At 45.1% G+C, this 21073-nt stretch carries 13 protein-coding genes; 9 read left to right on the top strand and 4 right to left on the bottom strand.

Features of this window, described 5'->3' with window-relative positions; translation table 11 throughout:
- The first annotated feature begins 145 nt into the window (after positions 1-145).
- Positions 146-1615, top strand: a complete 1470-nt coding sequence (locus AB4482_RS06025; RefSeq protein ID WP_017061878.1) for a hypothetical protein — start codon at positions 146-148, stop codon at positions 1613-1615.
- The gene (locus AB4482_RS06020) at positions 1615-3195 is read left to right on the top strand and encodes a GGDEF domain-containing protein (RefSeq protein WP_017061877.1); all 1581 of its coding nucleotides are present in this window, start codon (positions 1615-1617) and stop codon (positions 3193-3195) included. Before AB4482_RS06025 ends, AB4482_RS06020 begins: the two co-directional genes overlap by 1 nt.
- A gap of 32 nt (positions 3196-3227) precedes the next feature.
- On the opposite strand, the gene AB4482_RS06015 is transcribed toward AB4482_RS06020, so the two are convergent.
- A complete protein-coding gene (locus AB4482_RS06015; protein WP_372131756.1) occupies positions 3228-4130 on the bottom strand; it encodes a DMT family transporter in 903 nt (300 codons plus the stop codon).
- 250 nt (positions 4131-4380) lie between these two features.
- Between AB4482_RS06015 and AB4482_RS06010 the strand changes: the two genes are divergently transcribed.
- From AB4482_RS06010 to AB4482_RS05985, 6 genes are all read left to right on the top strand, one after another.
- Positions 4381-4776, top strand: a complete 396-nt coding sequence (locus AB4482_RS06010) for a DUF3302 domain-containing protein (RefSeq protein ID WP_017061875.1) — start codon at positions 4381-4383, stop codon at positions 4774-4776.
- Positions 4776-5906 carry an HlyD family secretion protein gene (locus tag AB4482_RS06005; protein ID WP_017061874.1) on the top strand — a complete coding sequence of 377 codons (1131 nt, stop codon included), beginning with the start codon at positions 4776-4778 and terminating at the stop codon, positions 5904-5906. The genes AB4482_RS06010 and AB4482_RS06005 overlap by 1 nt, the downstream gene beginning before the upstream one ends.
- Positions 5907-6208: 302 nt before the next feature.
- The gene (locus tag AB4482_RS06000; protein WP_017066579.1) at positions 6209-6757 is read left to right on the top strand and encodes an ECF-type riboflavin transporter substrate-binding protein; all 549 of its coding nucleotides are present in this window, start codon (positions 6209-6211) and stop codon (positions 6755-6757) included.
- A gap of 6 nt (positions 6758-6763) precedes the next feature.
- Complete coding sequence (locus AB4482_RS05995; protein WP_372180676.1) at positions 6764-8458, top strand: ABC transporter ATP-binding protein; 1695 nt, start codon at positions 6764-6766, stop codon at positions 8456-8458.
- Positions 8455-9294: an energy-coupling factor transporter transmembrane protein EcfT gene (locus tag AB4482_RS05990; RefSeq protein WP_017066577.1), complete on the top strand. Its 840-nt coding sequence runs from the start codon at positions 8455-8457 to the stop codon at positions 9292-9294. The genes AB4482_RS05995 and AB4482_RS05990 overlap by 4 nt, the downstream gene beginning before the upstream one ends.
- 223 nt (positions 9295-9517) lie before the next feature.
- Positions 9518-9982 (top strand): TetR/AcrR family transcriptional regulator, encoded by a 465-nt coding sequence (locus AB4482_RS05985; protein ID WP_017061871.1) that lies wholly within the window; start codon positions 9518-9520, stop codon positions 9980-9982.
- A gap of 98 nt (positions 9983-10080) precedes the next feature.
- On the opposite strand, the gene glgB is transcribed toward AB4482_RS05985, so the two are convergent.
- The 3 genes from glgB to AB4482_RS05970 form a co-directional block, all read right to left on the bottom strand.
- Positions 10081-12261, bottom strand: coding sequence for a 1,4-alpha-glucan branching protein GlgB (gene glgB, locus AB4482_RS05980; RefSeq protein ID WP_017064240.1), 2181 nt, complete (start codon positions 12259-12261; stop codon positions 10081-10083).
- A gap of 174 nt (positions 12262-12435) precedes the next feature.
- Positions 12436-14616: a 4-alpha-glucanotransferase gene (gene malQ, locus AB4482_RS05975; protein ID WP_372131754.1), complete on the bottom strand. Its 2181-nt coding sequence runs from the start codon at positions 14614-14616 to the stop codon at positions 12436-12438.
- Between the two features lie 185 nt (positions 14617-14801).
- Positions 14802-17255: a glycogen/starch/alpha-glucan phosphorylase gene (locus AB4482_RS05970; protein WP_069597239.1), complete on the bottom strand. Its 2454-nt coding sequence runs from the start codon at positions 17253-17255 to the stop codon at positions 14802-14804.
- Positions 17256-17822: 567 nt separating this feature from the next.
- Here AB4482_RS05970 and malT point away from each other — a divergent pair.
- Positions 17823-20531: an HTH-type transcriptional regulator MalT gene (gene malT, locus AB4482_RS05965; RefSeq protein WP_017061867.1), complete on the top strand. Its 2709-nt coding sequence runs from the start codon at positions 17823-17825 to the stop codon at positions 20529-20531.
- Positions 20532-21073: the final 542 nt, after the last annotated feature.

The raw sequence follows: 21073 nt of genomic DNA, 5'->3' as shown, positions 1-21073 counted from the left end.
TAAAGCGACAACATGAGGTAACACCCATAATTAGAAAAGATCGATGTTCCTTTGACGCTCTACGAAAGATAATTGGTGCTTATCTCAAATTACACTCTTATAATGATTGTGTTATCAATATGTTCGATAATCATGGATGTAAGTCTTGGACAAAAATCAGTACCTTCTTGAAACAGAATTAGAAAAACTCAAAACTCGTGTCGACTCTGAGCCATCGGTGATCCTAGAGATTGCCCAACAGTGCCTAGTCCGATCAGAGCAAGTTCTGTTTGAAGAGGGTGCCATCCAGTCATTAATGTTAATGGCAAGATGTAGCTGGAACCTGATGGATTACCAAAAAGGTTTAAAATACATCAAGGAAGCCTACAAGCGCCAAAGCCGATTAGATACCGACCTTTTTCTCCCTGAAATCCTCCATTTACACGCGCTCCAGTTCTGGGGACAAGCCAAGTACTATTCCGCCCAACAGTTCTGGATCAATGCTTTAGAGCAGTCCGCGTTGGTTGATGAAGTCGAAATTCAAATTGAATGCCTCATTGGCCTTGGCAATATTTGGCGGATGACCCACGAATATAAACTTGCACGTTCTACCCACCAGCTTGCCGTTAAAGTTGCTAACAACAGCCGCATTGGTTGGTTAGAGGGTAAAGCCAGAATACTGCTTGCGTGGGATTACTACCTGCTCAACAACTATGTTGAAATGCTGTCGGTATTGGACGGTGCAGAAGAAGCATTAAAAGACCATAAAGATAACACTTGGCATGCAGAGGTATGGGACTTTCGAGGCCTTGCCCTACTTGGTCTTGAACGCTTAGATGACGCGGAGCGCGCCACGGCCAAAGCGCACAATCTGGCAGTTGAACACAACCTAGTTTGGATGAAGGCGCACTCATACATCAGCCGAGCTAGATTGGAGCTCCTGAGAAAAAGACCAGAACAAGCGGCGGAATTACTGAGGCTCGCAGAACAATCCGCAAACGAGTTCGATAATGGCGAGTTGCTGAGCCAAATCTGTTACCAACAATCCTTGGTGGCGGAAGAAAACCAAGACTTCCAAGCCGCGCTCGTCGCCTTTAAAAAGTACCGTCAATATTCTATCGGCATGCTCAAAGAGCAAACGACACGTGTCGGTTTGGACAAAGCACGCAGTTCAAAACGCCAACTTGAACAGAGAGCACGAAAACTGATTAATCGTATTCGCGGTCAGCACGAGTACGATCCTGAAAAGCACCTCTCTTACGTTGTCTCTGAAACCTTTTGGTGGGAAAAGTTGGTGCTGTTCAAGACAGAGCTTAAACGTTCAAACCACAGCATCATTATGTTCCATCATGTCGATACTGATTACTTAGATGTCTGTACCGAGATTGCTCATGCTTTATGTAACCAGAATGACTTCATCGCAAGGCTAAGTTCTGAACGTGTGGCCCTTATGCTTTCCGAAAAAGGCGAAGCCGCAGAGCAAACCTTCCAAACTCTCAGCACCATGCTTGATATCTATCCATGGCATAGAAAAGGACTAAAGGGTTCGAAACCGACCGTCAGCCTCAATGATATTTTGACGTTCCCGTTCACGCTTGAACAATTAGAAGAAGACGATGCTGAGGTAATAGAATAATGGAAACTCTATTAAGCAAGATCACAGACGCCGGTTTAGACCCTTCATCAGTATCAGGTGAAGAAGCGATCATCTTCTGGAACCACATTCGTCAGCACGTTTCGACAACGCAAACAGAGCAAGCGCACTGCTATATCATTAGCTCTGAATACCGTGCCGAGTTACAACAAAATCAAACCAGTATCGAAGAGTTGAGACGAGCACTCGATCTGCTCCACCTTCCTGCCGATATCGAAGATATTCTGACAGTCAAAACCAGTTTAAGTGACCGCTTAGTTGAAACTGGTGATTACACCTCAGCACTCAATGAATTCGTCAGTTCATCGACTATCGCGGTTGAACACGGTCATATCGATGAGTATGTATTAGCTATTTTAGGCATGGGCAACCTGTGTGATTCCTATGGCGATCACAACAGAGCACTTCGTTACTACCAAAAAATCAGCAGCATAGACCATGCAATAAGCAGTCGCTCACTTCGCCTCAAATTCAAGCTGCATATGGTAGCAAGCCTACTTCTACTCAATCGCATTACAGCAGCCAGCGATTTACTGAATGAGTGCGAAGAACTGAGTATTTTGGTCAGTGACAAGTTGCTCACAGCTCAAATACTGCTTTACCAAGCAAAGGTGCTGCGCGCTAAGAAAAAACACCATGAAGCGCTACGCTGTCTGTCTAAGGTTCAATACCCAGCCAACAGCACTCAAGCAAGCTGGCTTGCAACCATGACTCGTCTAGAGCTCTCACATTGCCTAAGTGCAACCGGCAAGCAAGACTACGCGAGCATGATTTTGTCGAGCACAGACAAACGCGTGAAAGCCTACTCGTCGCCAGTACTTGCAAAACGATTCTACGATTCGCTGAGTGATGTGTGTATGAATCAAGGGCGTTTTCAAGAAGCGCTAAGCTATGAGAAAAAAGGCTACCGAATTGAAACCGATCTGATGAAGCAGATCCCGATCAGTGAACTCGGTGCAAGCCAACTACGCCGCCTGTCCCGTTTTGAATTACAACTCAAACTCATTCTCTCTGAACAAGAAAACAAAGAGCTGAAAGAGACAACGGAACAACACAAGAATGCGGTTGCTCAGCTTCAACAAGACGTATTCACAGATCCATTAACAGGGTTACACAACCGTCGCTGGTTAGATGTGAAATTGAAAGACATGCTGTTGCACGATACCTCTTTCGCACTGATGGTTATTGATATTGACCACTTCAAGTCTATCAATGATGAACTGAGTCACTTAGTGGGCGATAAAGCGATTGTTAGTGTGTCTCAAGAGCTACGTTCATACTTTAAGTTTAGAGGCGCGTCATGTGTCAGATTTGGTGGAGAAGAGTTCCTCGTCATTCTAGAGAACACTGATCTTCCGAAGGCAGAAATGCACTCTGAAAATTATCGAGAGCGCATCTTCCAATTTGGATGGCATGAAATACTTGGGGAGCGTGGTTTGACCGTGAGTATTGGTATCACTTTGCATCGTGACGGAGAGAATACTCAACGCACCTTCTACCGTGCGGATAAAGCGCTATACCGAGCTAAAGCCAACGGCCGTAATCAAGTGTGTACAGAGTAGTGGCATATAGCTCTGTAGCTTAGGCCAACTGCTTATTGATAAAAGAACAGAGAAATACCAGCAAGGGCGGCAAGTGTGCCTATGATACTTTGCTTTGACACCTTCTCCCCTTTCAGCGCATAAATCACCAAAATAAAGACCGGGCTGGTCGCTATCAACGTTTGTGCAATCGCAGGGTTAGCATTCTTCAACGCCACTTGTTGAAGCCATAGAGCGAGAAACGTCCCGACAAAGATTGCTCCTAGTAACCACAGTTTATCGAGCTTGGTCATTTCCCATAAATCTCTTTTTATCGATGAATACGGCTTCTTTTCAACGAAAGGGATAATCAGCATCACAGCAAACACGCCAATCGTCAGGCGAATCAAAGCACCTAACAATGGTGGGATATCACCCGCCACTAACGCGTAATGAGAAATAACCACACCAGATGCCTGACAGACACTCGCCACAAGCCCATAACCAATGCCACCCCACTGCGCTTTGTTATTCGATTCACCGCTCGCCGATTTTGATGGCTGGAAGACAACGAAGGTCACCGCTAGTGTTGTAATCACGACACCGAGCCAACTTTGCACTGTCAATACAGCGCCCAGGAACATTAATGCCAGCACACCAGAAAGAGGCGGGGCTAAAGATTCCAGTAACAGCGTCTTATTGGCACCGATTCTTTTCAACGCCGCAAAATAGGCGCTATCTCCAATCGCAATGCCAATCACACCTGAAATTGCCAATATCAGAAAATGGTTGGTACTCAGTTCAAACTCCGGCATCGGAATAAGAGGCATCACCAGCAACATCATCCCTGACGCCACTATACCCTTAACAATGTTCAATTGCATCGCAGAGAAGCGATGACCAAACTGTCCATAAATCCATGTCGCACACGCCCACACAATCGCAGCACCAATAGCCGCCAATTCACCTATATACATCCGTGTTTATCCTTTGTGGTTGTGCACGTCATTTAGAATCGTAGCTGTCATCATTTCAGCTAAAATACCAACCAGAAAGCCGAAATAGCCTCTTCAAACGCGATGAGATTTTATAAGATTCGTCAATAGTTTTGCTCACATTAGAAGCGAACACTCATTATTTATAACTCAGCAAATCATTTTTATAACAATTACTTGGATGATAACGTACTATATTTATAACTAACATCTAACATTACAAGGATCTGTTATGTTTTTAGACTACTTTGCACTCGGCTTACTCATTTTCGTTGCTCTAGTCATCTTTTACGGCATCATCGTTATTCACGATATCCCTTATGAAATAGCCAAAGAACGTAATCATCCTCACCAAGACGCAATTCACGTCTCAGGCTGGGTTAGCCTATTCACTTTGCACACAATTTGGCCCTTTCTATGGATTTGGGCAACATTATGGCGGAAAGACCGAGGCTGGGGCTTCGAAAAACTCGAAGAAGAGCAGCACGATATTCATCACCGAGTGGATGTTTTAATCGATCAAGTTAGCACCCTTCAAGAAGAGATCGCACAGCTCAAACAAGCAAATACTAAACAAAGCAGCACAAAAAAAGAGTCAAACAACGTTCAAGATCAGGAGGCTAAGTAATGGATTTACTACTGATAATGACCTACGCGGCACTTTGTATCACTATTTTCAAAGTATTTAATATCCCACTAAACAAATGGACAGTGCCTACCGCAGTGCTCGGTGGTGTGGTCATCGTAGGAACATTGATCCTATTAATGAACTACAACCATCCTTTCACACAACTTGGCAACCAAGTTTACTCAACGACTCCAATTGTTTCAGGCGTTAGAGGTAAAGTCATTGAGGTTCCTGTTGAGGCGAATTCTCCTTTAAAGAAAGGAGACATCCTCTTTAAAATTGACCCTATCCCTTTTGAAGCAGAAGTCGCTAAGCTCGAAGCGAAAGTAAAAGAAGCAAGCCAAGGAGCACTTGGGCTTGAATCTCAAGTTGCTGAAGCTGAAGCTGCTAAAATCAAAGCGATTGCAGAAAGAGACAAAGCGCAACGCGAATTTTCTCGTTATAAGCGTGGCTTTGAAAGTGGTGCGTTTACCGAACAACAATTGGATACTCGTAGACAAGCTTATAAGGCATCGGAAGCAGCAGTAAAAGTAGCAGAAGCAAGTCAACAACAAGCTCAGATCGCTCTAAATTCTGAAATTGGTGGCGAGAACACCGCAGTGGCAGGATTACTTGCAGACTTACGTAAGGCTCAATTCAACCTTGACCAAACGGTCGTGAGAGCACCAACGGATGGATATGTTACACAACTAGCACTGCGTCCAGGCGTAATGGCTGTACCGCTACCTCTTGCTCCTGTCATGACATTTGTCCATACGGAAGAAAAATACTACATCGCAGCATTCAGACAAAACTCATTGCAACGACTGCATCCTGGTTTCGAAGCTGAATTTTTATTCAGAGCACTACCAGGCAAGATTTTCAAAGGACGCATTGATGAAATAATCCCAGCTATTGGTGAGAGTCAAATTCAAGCGCGCGGGACACTTATTGGTACCAATGCACTTCGTACTAATGGACGCGTATTTGCTAAAATGACCATCACTGATGACCTGTCTGACTACCATTTACCTATGGGTACCGCGGTTGAAGTTGCCGTTTATTCTGACAGCTTCACCCACGTTTCAATCATGCGCAAGGTCCTTATTCGCATGAAGAGTTGGCAAAACTATCTATACCTAGACCACTAAACGGTCAAAGGTACGTGACGAACCCGCTTAACACATTGTTAAGACGAATGAAAAAGTCAGACTCGCTCTGGCTTTTTTGTTGCTGGATTAACCGTAAAATTACGCTTTTTACACGATATTTAGGTGTTCAGATGGAATTTTAGACATCTAGACACTTACCTTCCCTTATGGAAGGGTTCTACTGTATAATGCGCGCCTTATTTTTTATATTTGCCCAAAAAACGTTCTCATTGAGACGCATATTAATAATGGCGAATATTTATTCTTTATTTTGCTTTATTTTTCAGAATTCGAGGTTATCTATGAACTTTTCAGCTAAAACAGTGGTCGTTATCGCCATTGGCGCGGCACTGTACGGCATTGGTGGTTTACCTATGTTTGGTGTCCCAGTGTTTGCTAACACGACATTGAAACCAGCAATGGCAGTTCTAGCACTGTTTTCTGTTTTGTTCGGCCCTATTGTTGGCTTCTTAGTTGGCTTTATCGGTCACTGGGTAACGGATCTGTTCGCAGGCTGGGGTGTGTGGTTAACTTGGGTTTTAGGCTCAGGTATCGTAGGCATGGTTATCGGCTTATTCCCGATGTTGACCAAGAACCGCCTTCAGCAAGGTGAGTTGCCTATGAAGGACTTCGCGCTGTTTGTGGTACTTGCCCTTGCCGGTAATGTGGTTGGTTACGGCTGCTCTGCATTCCTAGATACCATCCTTTATGCAGAACCGTTTACTAAAGTCTTCACTCAACTCTCTATCATTGCTGCGGGTAACACCGTTCTGATCGCTGTTGTTGGCTTACTGATCCTAAAATCAGTCGCTAAACGCAACAAACAAAGCCGTAACCTGACTGAGGCATAAGCGATAATGACTATAGCATTTTCGAACTTCTCTTTTAGATATGAGTCGCTGGATAAACCGACGCTAAAAAATATCAATCTAAGGATAGAGAAAGGAGAGAAAATCGTCATTATTGGACCAAGCGGTAGTGGTAAATCTACCCTAGGTCAATGCCTTAACGGTCTGATTCCTCATGCTATCAAAGGTGAGGTGACTGGCTCTCTAGAGATCAACGGTAAGAACATTTCTGATTTTTCTATGCACGACTATACCGAGCAGGTTGGCACAGTATTACAAGATACTGATAGCCAATTTGTCGGTTTGAGTATTGGCGAAGACATCGCATTCGCACTGGAAAATCAGTTAGTGTCGAACATTGATATGTACCCTCTGGTTAAGTCGACAGCAAAAATGGTCGACTTAGCAGATATGCTTGATCGCTCGCCACATGATTTATCCGGCGGCCAGAAACAACGCGTGTCATTAGCGGGCATCTTAGTTGATGACGTTGACATCCTGTTGTTTGATGAACCTTTGGCTAGCCTTGACCCGAAAACGGGTAAAGCGACTATCGAAATCATCGACCAACTTCATAAAGAAACCAACAAGACTATAGTCATCATCGAGCATCGCCTTGAAGATGTACTACATCGCGATATCGATCGAGTGATCTTGATGGAGCGCGGTGAAATTGTCGCGGACATGACACCCGATGAAATCTTAGCTTCTGAACTGCTTGAAACACACGGTATTCGTGAACCACTTTATTTATCTGCTCTGAAGGCAGCGAAAGCACCTTTGACCAGTGAAGATAAGCTTTCAAACCTCAAAGCTTTAGACTACAAAAGGTTCCGTCCTGCTGTTCAAGCATGGTTTGCTGAGCGCCCTGCCCCGGTAGCAGAGAAGCAGTACCCACCTTTACTCGAAGTTCATGGTCTAACTTATTCTTACGACGGCGAGAAGAACGCACTCGAAGATGTGAGTTTCAAGATTGGCAAAGGTGAGTTCGTTTCGATTCTAGGCAAAAACGGTTCGGGTAAATCAACCATCACTAAACTCATCATGGGTGTGATCGATGCCGATTCAGGCTCTTCCTATCTAAATAGTGAAGACCTATCTGAGCTTTCTATCTTTGAAAGAAGCCAGAAAGTCGGTGTCGTGATGCAGAACCCAAATCATATGATCTCGCATCATATGATTTTTGACGAGATTGCTTTTGGTCTTCGTAACCGCAATATTGCAGAAGAGCTGATCACAGAAAAAGTAGAGCATGTTCTTGAGCTATGTGGGCTGAGCAAGTTCCGCCACTGGCCGATCGAAGCACTGAGCTACGGCCAGAAAAAACGCGTAACCATCGCTTCTATCTTAGTGCTAGAGCCTGAGCTTCTTATCTTGGATGAGCCGACAGCAGGTCAAGACTACCGTAACTACACATCCATGCTGGCATTCATCCAAAAGCTTAACCGTGATTTGGGTATTACCGTTGTGATCATCTCACACGACATGCACCTCGTTCTCGAGTACACCACACGTTCAATCGTAATCGCAGACAGCAAGTTGATTGCCAATGCCGCGATGACGGAAGTATTTAGCCAACCATCACTTCTAGAACGTGCAAATCTTTGTACCACCAGCATTTATGAACTCGCGACTATGATGAAAATCGACGACACCAATGCGTTTATGCAGTACTTCATCGACTACGAGAAAAGCGCTCAATGAACGCATCAAAAGTAAAATTTGGCATCAATTACATTGATACAAAATCACCGCTTCATGCACTTAACGGCATCACCAAATTTGCACTCTTCTTAGCTTGGGTAACCGTGGTATTAACTACGTTCGACCTAAGATTGATTGCACTGCTAATTGTGACTGGTTTATACCTGCTAAAGCTGACCAATGTGCCTGTACGCGTGTATAAGCCTTTGTTATTAGGAACGGCGAGTGTATTAAGCCTAAATGCTCTGTTCATGTATCTATTGGCTCCACAGCAAGGTACTGAGCTCATCGGCAGCGAAACCTTATTGCTGACATTGCCGGGTAACTACTCGTTGAGCCAAGAGACTCTGTTTTACTTGGTTACTGTGACGCTCAAATACATGAGCATGTTCCCGATAGCGTTGATTTTTGTCTTCACAACGCATCCAACTGAGTTTGCAGCGAGCCTCAACCGTATCGGTGTTCCCTACAAGATCGCCTATGCGGTCAGCTTAACACTGCGTTACTTGCCAGAAGTTAAAAAAGACTTCATCAATATCATGCATGCACAGCAAGCTCGTGGTGTAGAGCTCTCAAAGAAAGCGCCCCTAATTACTCGAATCAAAAATGTAGCTAAGGTTCTAGGCCCGCTCATTTTCTCTAGCTTGGACCGAGCAGACGAGATCTCTAACGCAATGACGTTACGAGGTTTTGGCCGACACAAAGCTCGCACTTGGTATAGCTATGCACCTTTGAAACGTATCGACTTTGTTTGTTTAGGTGTCATCGCTTTTATCGTGGTGTTAGCCATTGCGAAACGCATTCTAGAGCCGCAGTTATTTTGGTATCCGTTCTAGTCATCTGAATTAGCATAGATAAACAAAGACTTTAAATAACACACCGCTCAATAGGGCGGTGTTTTTGTTTATGCCAAAATCTGATTGATAATTGAACCAATGACACAATACTGACTATATTTAACGATAAATTGACCAATTATTTACCCTTGGAGTTTGAGATTTAATTCATAAGCTCTTAATATACTCGTTTACAGAATGTTACACTCAATAGAGATTTGTAATGGCTCGAATTACTCAAGTACAGAAACTAGAAAATCAAAAAAACTACGATGAGATCGTACTAAACCTTTTTCTGGCTGAAGGACATGAAGCACTAACTTATGCAAGGATTGCTCAAGAGATTGGCATTAGTTTAACGACGCTTCAGGGCTATTATCCGTCGACCCGCGCTATTCGCTCAGTACTTCACGAACACATGCTATCGATCGTTATAGACAGTCTAGACTTTTCATCGGAAGCGCTTTTTATCCAATCTTGGCAAGCCGCTCTAGATAATGAGCAGTTTCGATACGTGATTAAATTGATGTTTTTCCATGCTTCGCAAATCAAGAATCCTGAGCAATTTAACCTCAGCTCGAACGGCGAATTTCGTGAAAAGATGTTGGACAGTTTCGGCAACAACTCAGTTCGAATCCTTGAAATGGTAGTCGGACGCTCAATGTTCTATCTCACCAACTTCAAGTAACGCTAACCAGCTTACTGAAATAGAAAAAGGGAACCCTAGGGTTCCCTTTTTTAGACTTTCAGAAAAGTGAGCAGCGATGACCTGCTCAACTTATAGACCTAATTTAGCTTGTAAAAAACGGTCGATAACGGCGGCAAACGCAGCTCAATCGATGTGTCTAGCCCTTCGCTTTCTACAGATTCAATCTCAGCAGTCTGCTTCACTTCAAAACCGCTGCCTGCATAGTCGACAGAGTCTGTATTCAACAACAATGCGTATTCACCTTTTGCAGGAACACCTAAGCGGAAATGCTCGTGAGGCACTGGCGTAAAGTTAGACACTATCAATACTCGCTCACCAGATTCACTGATGCGCTCGTGCGCAAGAATGCTCGCTTCAGCAGAGTCCTGTAGACGCCATTCAAAGCCTTTCGGATCAAAATCAAGATCGTGCATTGCAGCTTCAGAGCGGTACAGATTGTTCAGGTCTTTCGTTAAACGCTGAACACCTTGATGACGCTCGTAATCCAGCAAAAACCATTGCAGCTGGTCGTCATGGTTCCATTCAGCCGTCTGACCAAATTCTGCACCCATGAAGTTCAGCTTCTTACCTGGTTGCGCATACATGTAACCCATATAAGCACGTAGGTTTGCCGTTTGCTGCCATTCATCACCAGGCATCTTGTTGTGGATAGAACCTTTACCGTAAACCACCTCATCGTGAGACAGAGACAATACATAATTCTCACTGTGTGCGTAAACCAGTGGGAAGGTAATCGTATCGTGGTGATATTTACGGTTGATTGGGTCTTCTTGAATGTAAGACAAGCTGTCGTGCATCCAACCCATGTTCCACTTAAAGCCAAAGCCTAAGCCGCCCATAAAAGTCGGTGCTGAAACACCAGGGAAAGCCGTTGATTCTTCAGCAATCGTCATCGCATTCGGAAAGTGTTTATACACTTCTTCGTTCATCCACTTAAGGGTTGCGATAGCGTCGTAGTTTTCGTTGCCGCCATCCGCATTCGGGATCCATTGGTCATGGCTACGCGAATAGTCGAGGTACAACATCGAAGCAACCGCATCAACACGGATGCCATCAATGTGGAATTGCTCGAACCAGTACAGTGCATTAGAAACTAAGAAACGACGAACATGCTCTTTGCCTAAATCGTAAATGTACGAGTTCCAATCTTGATGCCAACCACGACGTGGATCTGGATCATGGAATAATGGCGTACCATCGAAGTTTGCTAGGCCGTGATCATCACTTGGGAAGTGAGCAGGAACCCAGTCCAGAACAACGCCAAGACCCGCTTGGTGACATTGATCGACGAAGTATTTGAAATCATCTGGAGAGCCAAAACGGCTAGTCGGTGCAAAAAGACCAACAGGCTGATAGCCCCAAGAACCGTAGAATGGATGTTCTGAAACTGGCATTAGTTCAACGTGCGTGTAGCCAAGATCCGTTAGGTATGGGATTAGCTCTGCCGCAAGCTCGCGATAATTTAAGAATTCACCTTCAGCGTTACGCTTCCAAGAACCTGCATGCAATTCATAGAACGAAAGCGCTTCTTTGCGCTTTTGCGTTACCGGGCGATTTTGCCATTGAGTATCTTGCCACTGGTAACGAGCGTGATCGTAAGTTACAGATGAGAACGATGGGTATTGCTCAGAGTAGAAACCCCATGGGTCAGCTTTGTGTGGTAAGCCTTCGCCATTTGGTCCTTTTAATTCAAACTTGTATTGAGCGCCTTCTTCCAGTTCAGGAATGAATAAGCCCCACATACCGTAATCTAGGCGTTGCATTGGGTGGCGGCGACCATCCCAAGCGTTGAAGTTACCCACCAAGCTTACCGCAGTTGCATGCGGTGCGTACACCAAGAAACGCGTACCTGAAATCGTCTGTCCATCACGCTCTAGCGTAATAAACTGAGCCCCCATGTGATGATACATATCTTTCGGTGTATGAAGATCTTCATAACTCGCGTACAGATCGTGGTACTGGTAAGGATCATCGATGATCTGTTCTACGCCAGCCCAATCAACCGCAAGCTTATAGTGAGTAAAACGTAAGTCTCTCTCTTGCTTAAGAATGAAACCACTTTCACCCTCTCGCGCTAACTCAATACGAGGTTCCTTTCCAACAATCAACTCGACTTTATCTGCCCCAGGAATCCACACACGTAATGCACCTTGCTCAGAAGGTAGGTATGGCCCTAAAAACGCGAATGGGTCTGTGAAACAAGCCTGTGATAGTTGGGTATATATTTGTTTTTGCTTTGAAATCGAACTTAGTTCCAAAACGTTTCTCCCTAACCAAACATCCAAAAAACATAATGCAAAAATGCCCGCTATTAGTGCGGGCAATATAACGACGGTTTATTCTACCAGATGAGCATTCATTATTGAGTGACCGAGGTTGTAGTTTCGTACGGCGTAAGCAAAAAACCACCTAATTTCAAGTCACTCACGTCATTACTTACCGGCTTTTTCTCGAACGTCAGTCAGCTTAGAAGCGATACGATTAACGCCTTCGTGAGCAAATATTTCGTCCAAGTTCATTGATAGTTTACGACGCCAGTTAGGGTATTCATCAACCGTGCCAGGAATGTTTACTGGCTTGTCCATCTCTAGCCAATCTTCTAGCTGAACGCTCAGTAGTGTTGAACCACCAGCCGCTACGTGCAGTTGAAGTGCCTCAGCAAGGTAAGAGTCCATCGGTACTTGGCTCGCATCGCGGCCCACACCTTCTGGTAGGAAACCATGCCATGCTACTGAATCTAAGATACCTTGCTTGCACTCTAGGCGGTCATCGAACAAGGTTTCTAATTGTTCTGCATCTGGGTATAAGCCAATCTCTTGGCCCATTTTCAGGTCATCACAGTGCCAGAAGCCACGAAGCGTTGGCATATCGTGAGTACACAGTGCCGCCATCGATTGTGATGCGTAGTGTTTTGGTGAGATGAAACCACCGTCATCTTCTGATGTTTCGAAGAAGAACACTTTGTAAGAGTGCACGCCAGCATCTGCAAGGATGTCGACAATCTCATCCGGTACCGTTCCTAAATCTTCACCGATAACGCTACATTGGTAACGGTGAGATTCAAGCGCCAGAATAGACAGCATATCTTGTACTGGGTAGTAGATGTACGCGCCCTTAGTTGCGTTCTCACCCTTTGGAATCCACCACAAGCGCAGTAGACCTAAAACGTGGTCGATACGCAGTGCACCACAGTGCTTCATGTTCGCACGAAGTAGCTTGATGTAAGCGTCGTAGCTTGTTTCTTGAAGCACTTCTGGGTTTAACGGAGGTAGACCCCAGTTCTGACCCAAAGGACCAAGAATATCAGGTGGAGCACCAATGCTCGCATCCATCACTAGGTTGCCTTCGTCAGCCCAAGTCTCGCTGCCTGAATCTGCAACACCTACCGCTAAGTCACGGTACAGGCCAACAGCCATGCCCTTCTCTTCTGCAAGAGACTGTGCATCGTTGATCTGGCAATCTGCTAGCCATTGCAGGTACATGTACAGATGAACGTTTTCTAAGTTCTCTTTGATGTATTTCTGTGTCGCTGGGCTGTCGAATGTACGGTACTTCTCAGGGAATACCGGCCATCCCCACATGCCAGAATCTTCTGCATGCAGTTCACCATGTAGAGCATCAAACGCCGCTTGATGCATCAGGCTATCGCCACCCTCTTCTACGAAGGCTAAGAACGCTTGTGCACGGTCGCTGTTTTTGTCTAGATGACGAGTCTTAAATTCTGCGAATAGCAGAGGCAAGATGCTCATCTTAAGCTCAGACACTTCGGTGTAGTTTACCCAGTGTGCTTCACGCGCTTTTTGTAGACGCTGTTGGAACTCTGCGCTGCCGACTGTTTGTTGTGCTTCAGCACTTAATGCGAATTCAGGAACTGAACTCACATCAATGTATAAGATGTTCAACCAGCGACGAGAAGATGGGCTATATGGGCTCGCACCTTCAGGGTTCGCAGGGAACAATGAGTGAATGGGGTTTAGACCAACGAAGTCACCACCACGAGAAGCGATATCCGCAACAAGCTGTTTTAGGTCACCGAAATCACCAATACCCCAGTTATGCTGAGTTCTTAGGGTATAAAGTTGAACACTGGGTCCCCAAAGCTTTTTGCCTTGCTCGATTGGTGACTGCTTGAAACACGCTTTTGGCGTAATAATCAGTGTCATCTCGTAAGGCTTCTTACGGCGCTTACGGCTCACAATGAGCTTGTGATAACCCCATGCCAAATCACTTGGCAATGCAAACACTAAAGGGCCACCCTCGGCACGCTCATCACGAATGACTTGAGATTGAAGATAGCCTTCAAGTACCTCTCCTTGCTCGGTTTCTAAGCGCCAGCTGAACTCACTTTCACGAGCAGTTACACCTAGATTAAGCGCCACTTCTACTGGCTCTCCGTCACGCAAGACAAGAACTGGGTCTAGTACATCTTTTTTGTGTTTTTTTTCTGCTGACTTAAGCAGTGCATCATCGCTGCTTGTATCGTAGCCCAACGAAGCCAATAGAGACGTGATCGTCTCGTCTGATACTTGTGCTTCATCGCCCCACGCACTAACGTAACTGTCGGCAATGTTTGCCATTTCTGCGACTTGTTTTAATACGGTCTGTTCTTTCATCGCTCTCTCCGAAAACGTTCTGACGCTTTCTATTTTGTAGGGTTGTTAATTTAATTTTTACTAATCAATTAGCTTGTGACAATCGGTTTGTAAGCAGCTTGTTTATAAACGAAACCTTTAAGCCTTTCGTTTGCTCACAAGCTAATTGAGCCAAGGCAGAAACTGCCTTGGCTACTTTGGAAGTATTAACGGTTAACCGCTTCAAGTTTCCAGATGTTGTTCACGTAGTCGCGGATAGAGCGGTCTGATGTGAACTTACCAACCAATGCTGTGTTAAGAATTGCTTTCTTAGCCCAACCTGCTTGGTCTTTGTATTGCGTGCCCATGTCTTCGTGCGCTTTCACGTAAGATGCGAAGTCAGCAAGACATAGGTAAGGGTCACCACCGTCTAGCAGGCTATCAAACGTTGCACGTAGAAGGCCTGGTTGACCTGGAGTGAACTCATCGCCAGTCAGTAGGTCTAGAGATGCTTTCAGTAGTGGGTCTGCATTGTAGTAGTCGTATGGGTTGTAGCCTTGAGCTTTCAGAGCTTGAACACCATCAACGTCTAGGCCGAAGATGTAGATGTTTTCATCACCCACTTCTTCACGAATCTCAACGTTTGCACCATCCATCGTACCGATAGTTAGCGCGCCGTTTAGAGCCATCTTCATGTTGCCCGTACCAGATGCTTCTTTACCCGCTAGTGAGATTTGCTGAGAAACGTCTGCTGCAGGGATGATGATTTCAGCCATGCTTACACGGTAGTCAGGAATGAATACCACTTTCAGTTTGTTACCGATGCGAGGGTCGTTGTTGATCTTCTCTGCAATCTTGTTAACCGCGAAGATGATCTCTTTCGCTAGGTGGTAACCCGGTGCTGCTTTCGCTGCGAAGAAACATACGCGTGGCTCACACTCGAAACCAGGTTCGTTAAGAATACGGTGGTACAGAGATAGAATGTGTAGCAAATCTAGGTGCTGACGCTTGTATTCGTGAAGACGTTTGATTTGAACGTCAAAGATAGCGTTAGTATCTAGCTCGATACCCATGTTCTCTTGAACCCAATCAGCAAGGCGCTGTTTGTTTTCTTTCTTAACAGCCATGAATTCTTTTTGGAATTTCGCGTCTGTTGCAAACTTAGCGATGCCTTCTAGCTGCTCAAGTTTTGCTGGCCACTCAGTGCCGATCTTGCCAGTAATTAGCGTAGATAGGCCTGGGTTACAGAACTTCAACCAACGACGTGGCGTGATGCCGTTCGTTACGTTAGTCAGTTTGCCTGGGAAGATTTCGTTGAACTCTGGGAACAAGTCTTTCTTAACCAGTTGAGAGTGAAGCGCAGCTACACCGTTTACTTTGTAAGAGCCAATCACACATAGGTTTGCCATACGAACCATGCGGTGGAAACCTTCTTGGATGATAGAAAGCTTCGCTTGCTTCTCACCGTCACCAGGCCACATCTTGCGAACTTCTTGCATGAAGCGGTGGTTGATTTCAAAAATGATTTCCATGTGACGTGGAAGAAGACGGTTGATCAGTGATTCAGACCAAGTCTCTAGCGCTTCTGGAAGTAGTGTGTGGTTCGTGTAAGCGAACGTGTGAGCACTGATTTCCCATGCTTGATCCCAAGATAGACCTTTCTCGTCAATCAGGATGCGCATTAGCTCAGGAATCGCGATCGTTGGGTGTGTATCGTTAAGCTGAATCGTTTCTTGCTTAGGCAGATCTTCTAGAGAGAAACCTGCTGCTTCGTGACGACGTAGAATATCGCGAACAGACGCTGCTGAGTGGAAGTACTGCTGCATTAGGCGCAGAGTCTTGCCTTTCTCGTGGTTGTCGTTCGGATAAAGTACTTTAGTGATGTTACCTGCATCGATTAGCGAGTGTTGCGCTTCGAAGTAGTCACCGTTGTTAAAGCTTGCTAGTGAGAATGGTGCAATTGCCTGACATTCCCAAAGACGCAGCGGGTAAACCGTGTTTGACTCGTAACCTACGATAGGTAGATCCCAAGGCATTGCTTTCACTTCCATACCTGGAACCCAAGTACGTACTTCTTTACCGTCGATGAATTCAACTTCTACATGACCGTAAAAACCAATGTGTTGTGCTAGTTCTGGACGAGCCACTTCCCATGGGTAACCTTCAACACCGCGCCATGCGTCAGGTGCTTCTTGTTGGCGACCGTCTTGGAAAGACTGCTTGAATAAACCGTATTCGTAGTGAAGACCGTAGCCTACTGTTGGGTATTCTTGAGCGGCACAAGAATCCATGAAACAAGCAGCTAGACGACCAAGACCACCATTACCTAGTGATGGGTCACGTTCTTCTTCTAGAAGGTCAGTTAGGTTTTGACCTAGCTCTTCCATTGCATGAGTGATCTGTTCGTATAGACCCATGCTGATCAGGTTGTTACCTGTTAGACGGCCAATCAAAAACTCAAGTGATAGGTAGTTAACGCTCTTCGCGTTCTTAATTTTTTCGTCATTTTCAGTTTCTAACAGATCAAATGTTGTGAGTTCTGCTAGCGCACGCCCCATTGCTAGGTACCATGCGCGGCTATCTGCGTTTTCAATCGTTGTTGCGTAGGTTGCAGATAAATGTTTCTTAACACTCTCTTGGAATGACACTTTATCGAAAGTTTTTTGCTGAGTTGGTTTCATTTCAGAAATCTCGCTTTTAATAGTTCTAATTCATCTGTGACATATCGTGCATGGTCACCATAAACTAAACATCCTCCCGCTAATGCAACTGACTAGGAGTAGATGGGAGGGCGTAGGGGGCGTACCGACTTAGGGTTAGTGATCTGACTCTCATGTTCTGACTGCGAACAAAAACTTGGAGTGACTAAGATCACAAGCTCCCGTTCGATAACTTAACTTCAATTGATGTGACTTTTATTTAACCCATTTAAAGTCATTGCCAAATCTGAGTTTCAGATCACGAAAATAATTTCCAACTCTCATCTTTTGCATTGATTCCCGTGTAGGGATGAACGAAGTCACATTCACAAACCAACCCGCAACGTGAGCAAAGTCTCAAATAAAGGGCGTAGACACCCAAAAACATGCAGGAGTGCAAGGTTTCTAAGGAGGATCGTAGTCGGTAACGTTTGGCTTCACGTAATATGAGTAAAGACTTAAGTAATTAGGCTCATGTCATTGGAGTGCACTCAACGATAGATTGGGATATTCCAGAACATAGCCACGGAATAGGTGTAAAACTTCGATATGTGGATCCCTTCGAAACTGACTCGTCCCGGCCGCTTACATAATGCAATCCTACGACCTAGGGTTCTCGATCTGCTTCACAATGCAGATTGCTATAAGCTTGTGTTGTTCCGCTCTCCAGCGGGCTACGGCAAAACCACCATGGCTGCACAATGGTTGGTAGATAAACCTAATGTGGGTTGGTACAGCATTGATGATAGTGACAATGATGCCTTCCGCTTTATCAACTACCTACTTCAATCACTTAATAAAGCGACTCAAAATGCCTGTCCGAATGCCCAAAAACTGGCAGAAAAGCGACAGTTTTCATCGCTGCATTCTTTATTAAGTGAAGTATTTGCCGAGATGTCGGAATTCCATCACGAGTGCTTTCTGGTGTTGGATGACTATCACTTGGTCAACAATGACGACATCCACGAAGCCATGCGCTTCTTCCTCAAACACATGCCCGATAACCTAACGTTGGTTGTCACCAGTCGTGGTACGCCACCACTTGGTACAGCAAACCTGCGCGTTCGTGACTTAATGATCGAATTAGGTAATGACTCGTTGGCGTTTGATACCGAAGAAACCACACGCTTTTTCAACCAACGCGTAGCCGACGGCATTGATGACACCACGGCAGATAGCATTTGTAGTTATGTAGAAGGTTGGCCTTCTGCACTACAACTTATCGCGCTACAAGCACAACACCAAAAACGCACTCTTGCACAGTCCGCAGAGTCATTCTCTCACTTTAACCACGCCCATCTTTGGGACTACTTGGTTGAAGAAGTATTCGACCTGCTAGACAAAGAAACCCGACAGTTCTTAATGCAATGTTCTGTGCTTGATCACTTCAACGATGAGCTTGTGTGTGCACTTACACAGCGTGAAGATGCGTTAGGTATGATCGAATCACTCAACCGTTTTGGTTTGTTCATCTACCCGCTTGAAGGTGAAAAGAACTGGTATCGCTTCCATAACTTGTTTGGTGAATTCCTCGCACATGAGCGCCAAGCTCGAATTCCTCAGCAAGAAGCTGAACTGCATCGAAGTGCTGCAAAAGCGTGGATCAAGCAAAACACACCGCACCAAGCACTACGTCACGCACAGCGCGCTGAAGATCCAGAACTGATCATTCAAATCCTGACTGAACACGGTTGGCCGATGTTCAACCAAGGTGAGCTGTCGTCACTAGAGATGGCGATCAAGCAACTGACTACCGACCAACTTTACAGTGAGCCAAAGCTTTCGATGTTGCGTGCTTGGCTTGCACAAAGTCAGCACCGTTATGACCAAGTGGGTACTTTGTTGGAAGAGGCTGAGACTCAATATCAAGCTCGAAACATTGAACTCGATACTCAGCAGCAAGGCCAATACAACGCCTTACGCGCACAAGTTGCCATCAACAGCAATGAGCCTGAGAAAGCATTGGAATTGGCTGAGCTTTCGTTGAGTCAGTTGAACACCACCGTTTATCGTAGCCGCATTGTCGCAACCTCGGTTGTAGGCGAAGTGAATCACGTAATGGGTAACCTAAGCCGTGCGCTACCGATGATGCAACAAACAGAAAAACTGGCACGTCAGTATCAGGTTTACCATCAGGCCCTGTGGGCGATTCTGCAACAAAGCGAAATCTTGATTGCTCAAGGTTATGTTCAAGCTGCATTTGAGCTACAAGACAGTGCATTCAAATTGATTGAAGAACATCAGCTGCAATACGTACCTCTGCACGAATTCTTGCTGCGTGTTCGCGCTCAGATCTTCTGGTGTTGGAACCGACTAGATGAAGCGGAAGAGTGTTGCTACAAAGGCTTAGATATCCTTGGTCACCACTCTCCGAGTAAACACCTGCACAGCTATTCTATGTTGGCTCGTATTTCATTGAGCCGTGGTGAGATTGATAAAGCGTCGAAATTTATCGACCAGATTCAGCACCTATTGCGTCAATCGACTTACCACGTAGATTGGACGGCAAATGCTTCTCTTTCTTTGATTCTGTTCTGGCAAGTAAAAGGCGATAAAGAAGCGATACGTGATTGGCTGAGTGTGGCTGTTCGACCTGAATCGGCAAGTAACCACTTCTGCCAACTTCAGTGGCGAAACATCGTTCGTGCTCACATCATCCTTGAGCAGTATGAAGACGCAGAAGAAGCGCTGACTTTCCTTAAGAGTGAAGCCCAGCGTTCGCACCTGATTACAGACACCAACCGCAACTTGATCGTTGAAGCCGTGTTACGTACACAAATTAACGATGAAGACAGCGCACGAATACTACTCGAAGAAGCGCTTCATATGACTAACCAAACCGGTATGGTCGGTAACTTCTTGGTAGACGGTGGGACTATCGGGCATATCTTGGATAAGTTGAGCAACAAGCCAGGCTTAGGTGATTTAGAACGTCACCGCGCACAACAAATCATGAAAGATATTTCCGCGACCCAACGCAGCCGCTCGGTTCACTTCGATGAAGACTTTGTTGAGAACTTGGTTAATCACCCGAACATTCCTGAGCTTGTGCGTACTAGCCCACTCACCCAGCGTGAATGGCAAGTACTTGGTCTGATCTACTCAGGATTCAGTAATGAGCAGATCGCTCAAGAACTCGATGTAGCGGGTACCACAATCAAGACTCACATCCGTAACCTTTACCAAAAGCTCAACATTGCTAACCGTAAAGAAGCAATCAGCACAGCGGAGAACTTGCTGCAGTTGATGGGGTACTAAAACGGATTCGAGATTCGAGATTGATTCGAGATTGATTCGAGATTGATTCGAGATTGATTCGAGAAAACATAAGCTAGTCACCGATGGTGGCTGGCTTTTTTTTCATCTGAAGTTTAGAACCTAAAAATGTAGGAATGGGAAAAGTAAAAAGACGATCACCAAACGACAATCAAAAAAAATAGCCAACCGCAATAATCGCGATTGGCTCTATATATTTGTGAACAAATCATAAGTTCACTAACAACGTCAGTTGGCTAGGTGACCCTCGGCTTAAGAAGGGTCAATGTATATAATGCAGTTAGCGTGCCAACTTTTATTCGACGTTTTATAAGCCCTGCACCGCATAAAAACCATGAATTTGTCATGCGAATTGCAAAGTGCATTTGCATATTGCAACCAAGATGCAATATCGATAAGGGATCAGTTTCATCTCTGCTCTTAATGACAAATCACTAAGTGGTTGTTATCTAAATGTTAGGCAAATATTCACTTCAACTTATTGCCTTACAATTAATAGAGTAATAAAAGGTTCATCGCGGATT

It is taken from the genome of Vibrio sp. 10N.222.55.C7, assembly GCF_041473335.1.
In the GTDB taxonomy this organism is placed as follows: domain Bacteria; phylum Pseudomonadota; class Gammaproteobacteria; order Enterobacterales; family Vibrionaceae; genus Vibrio; species Vibrio crassostreae_C.
The sequence above is the reverse complement of the archived record's forward strand: the minus strand, read 5'-3'. Positions and strand labels throughout refer to the sequence as shown.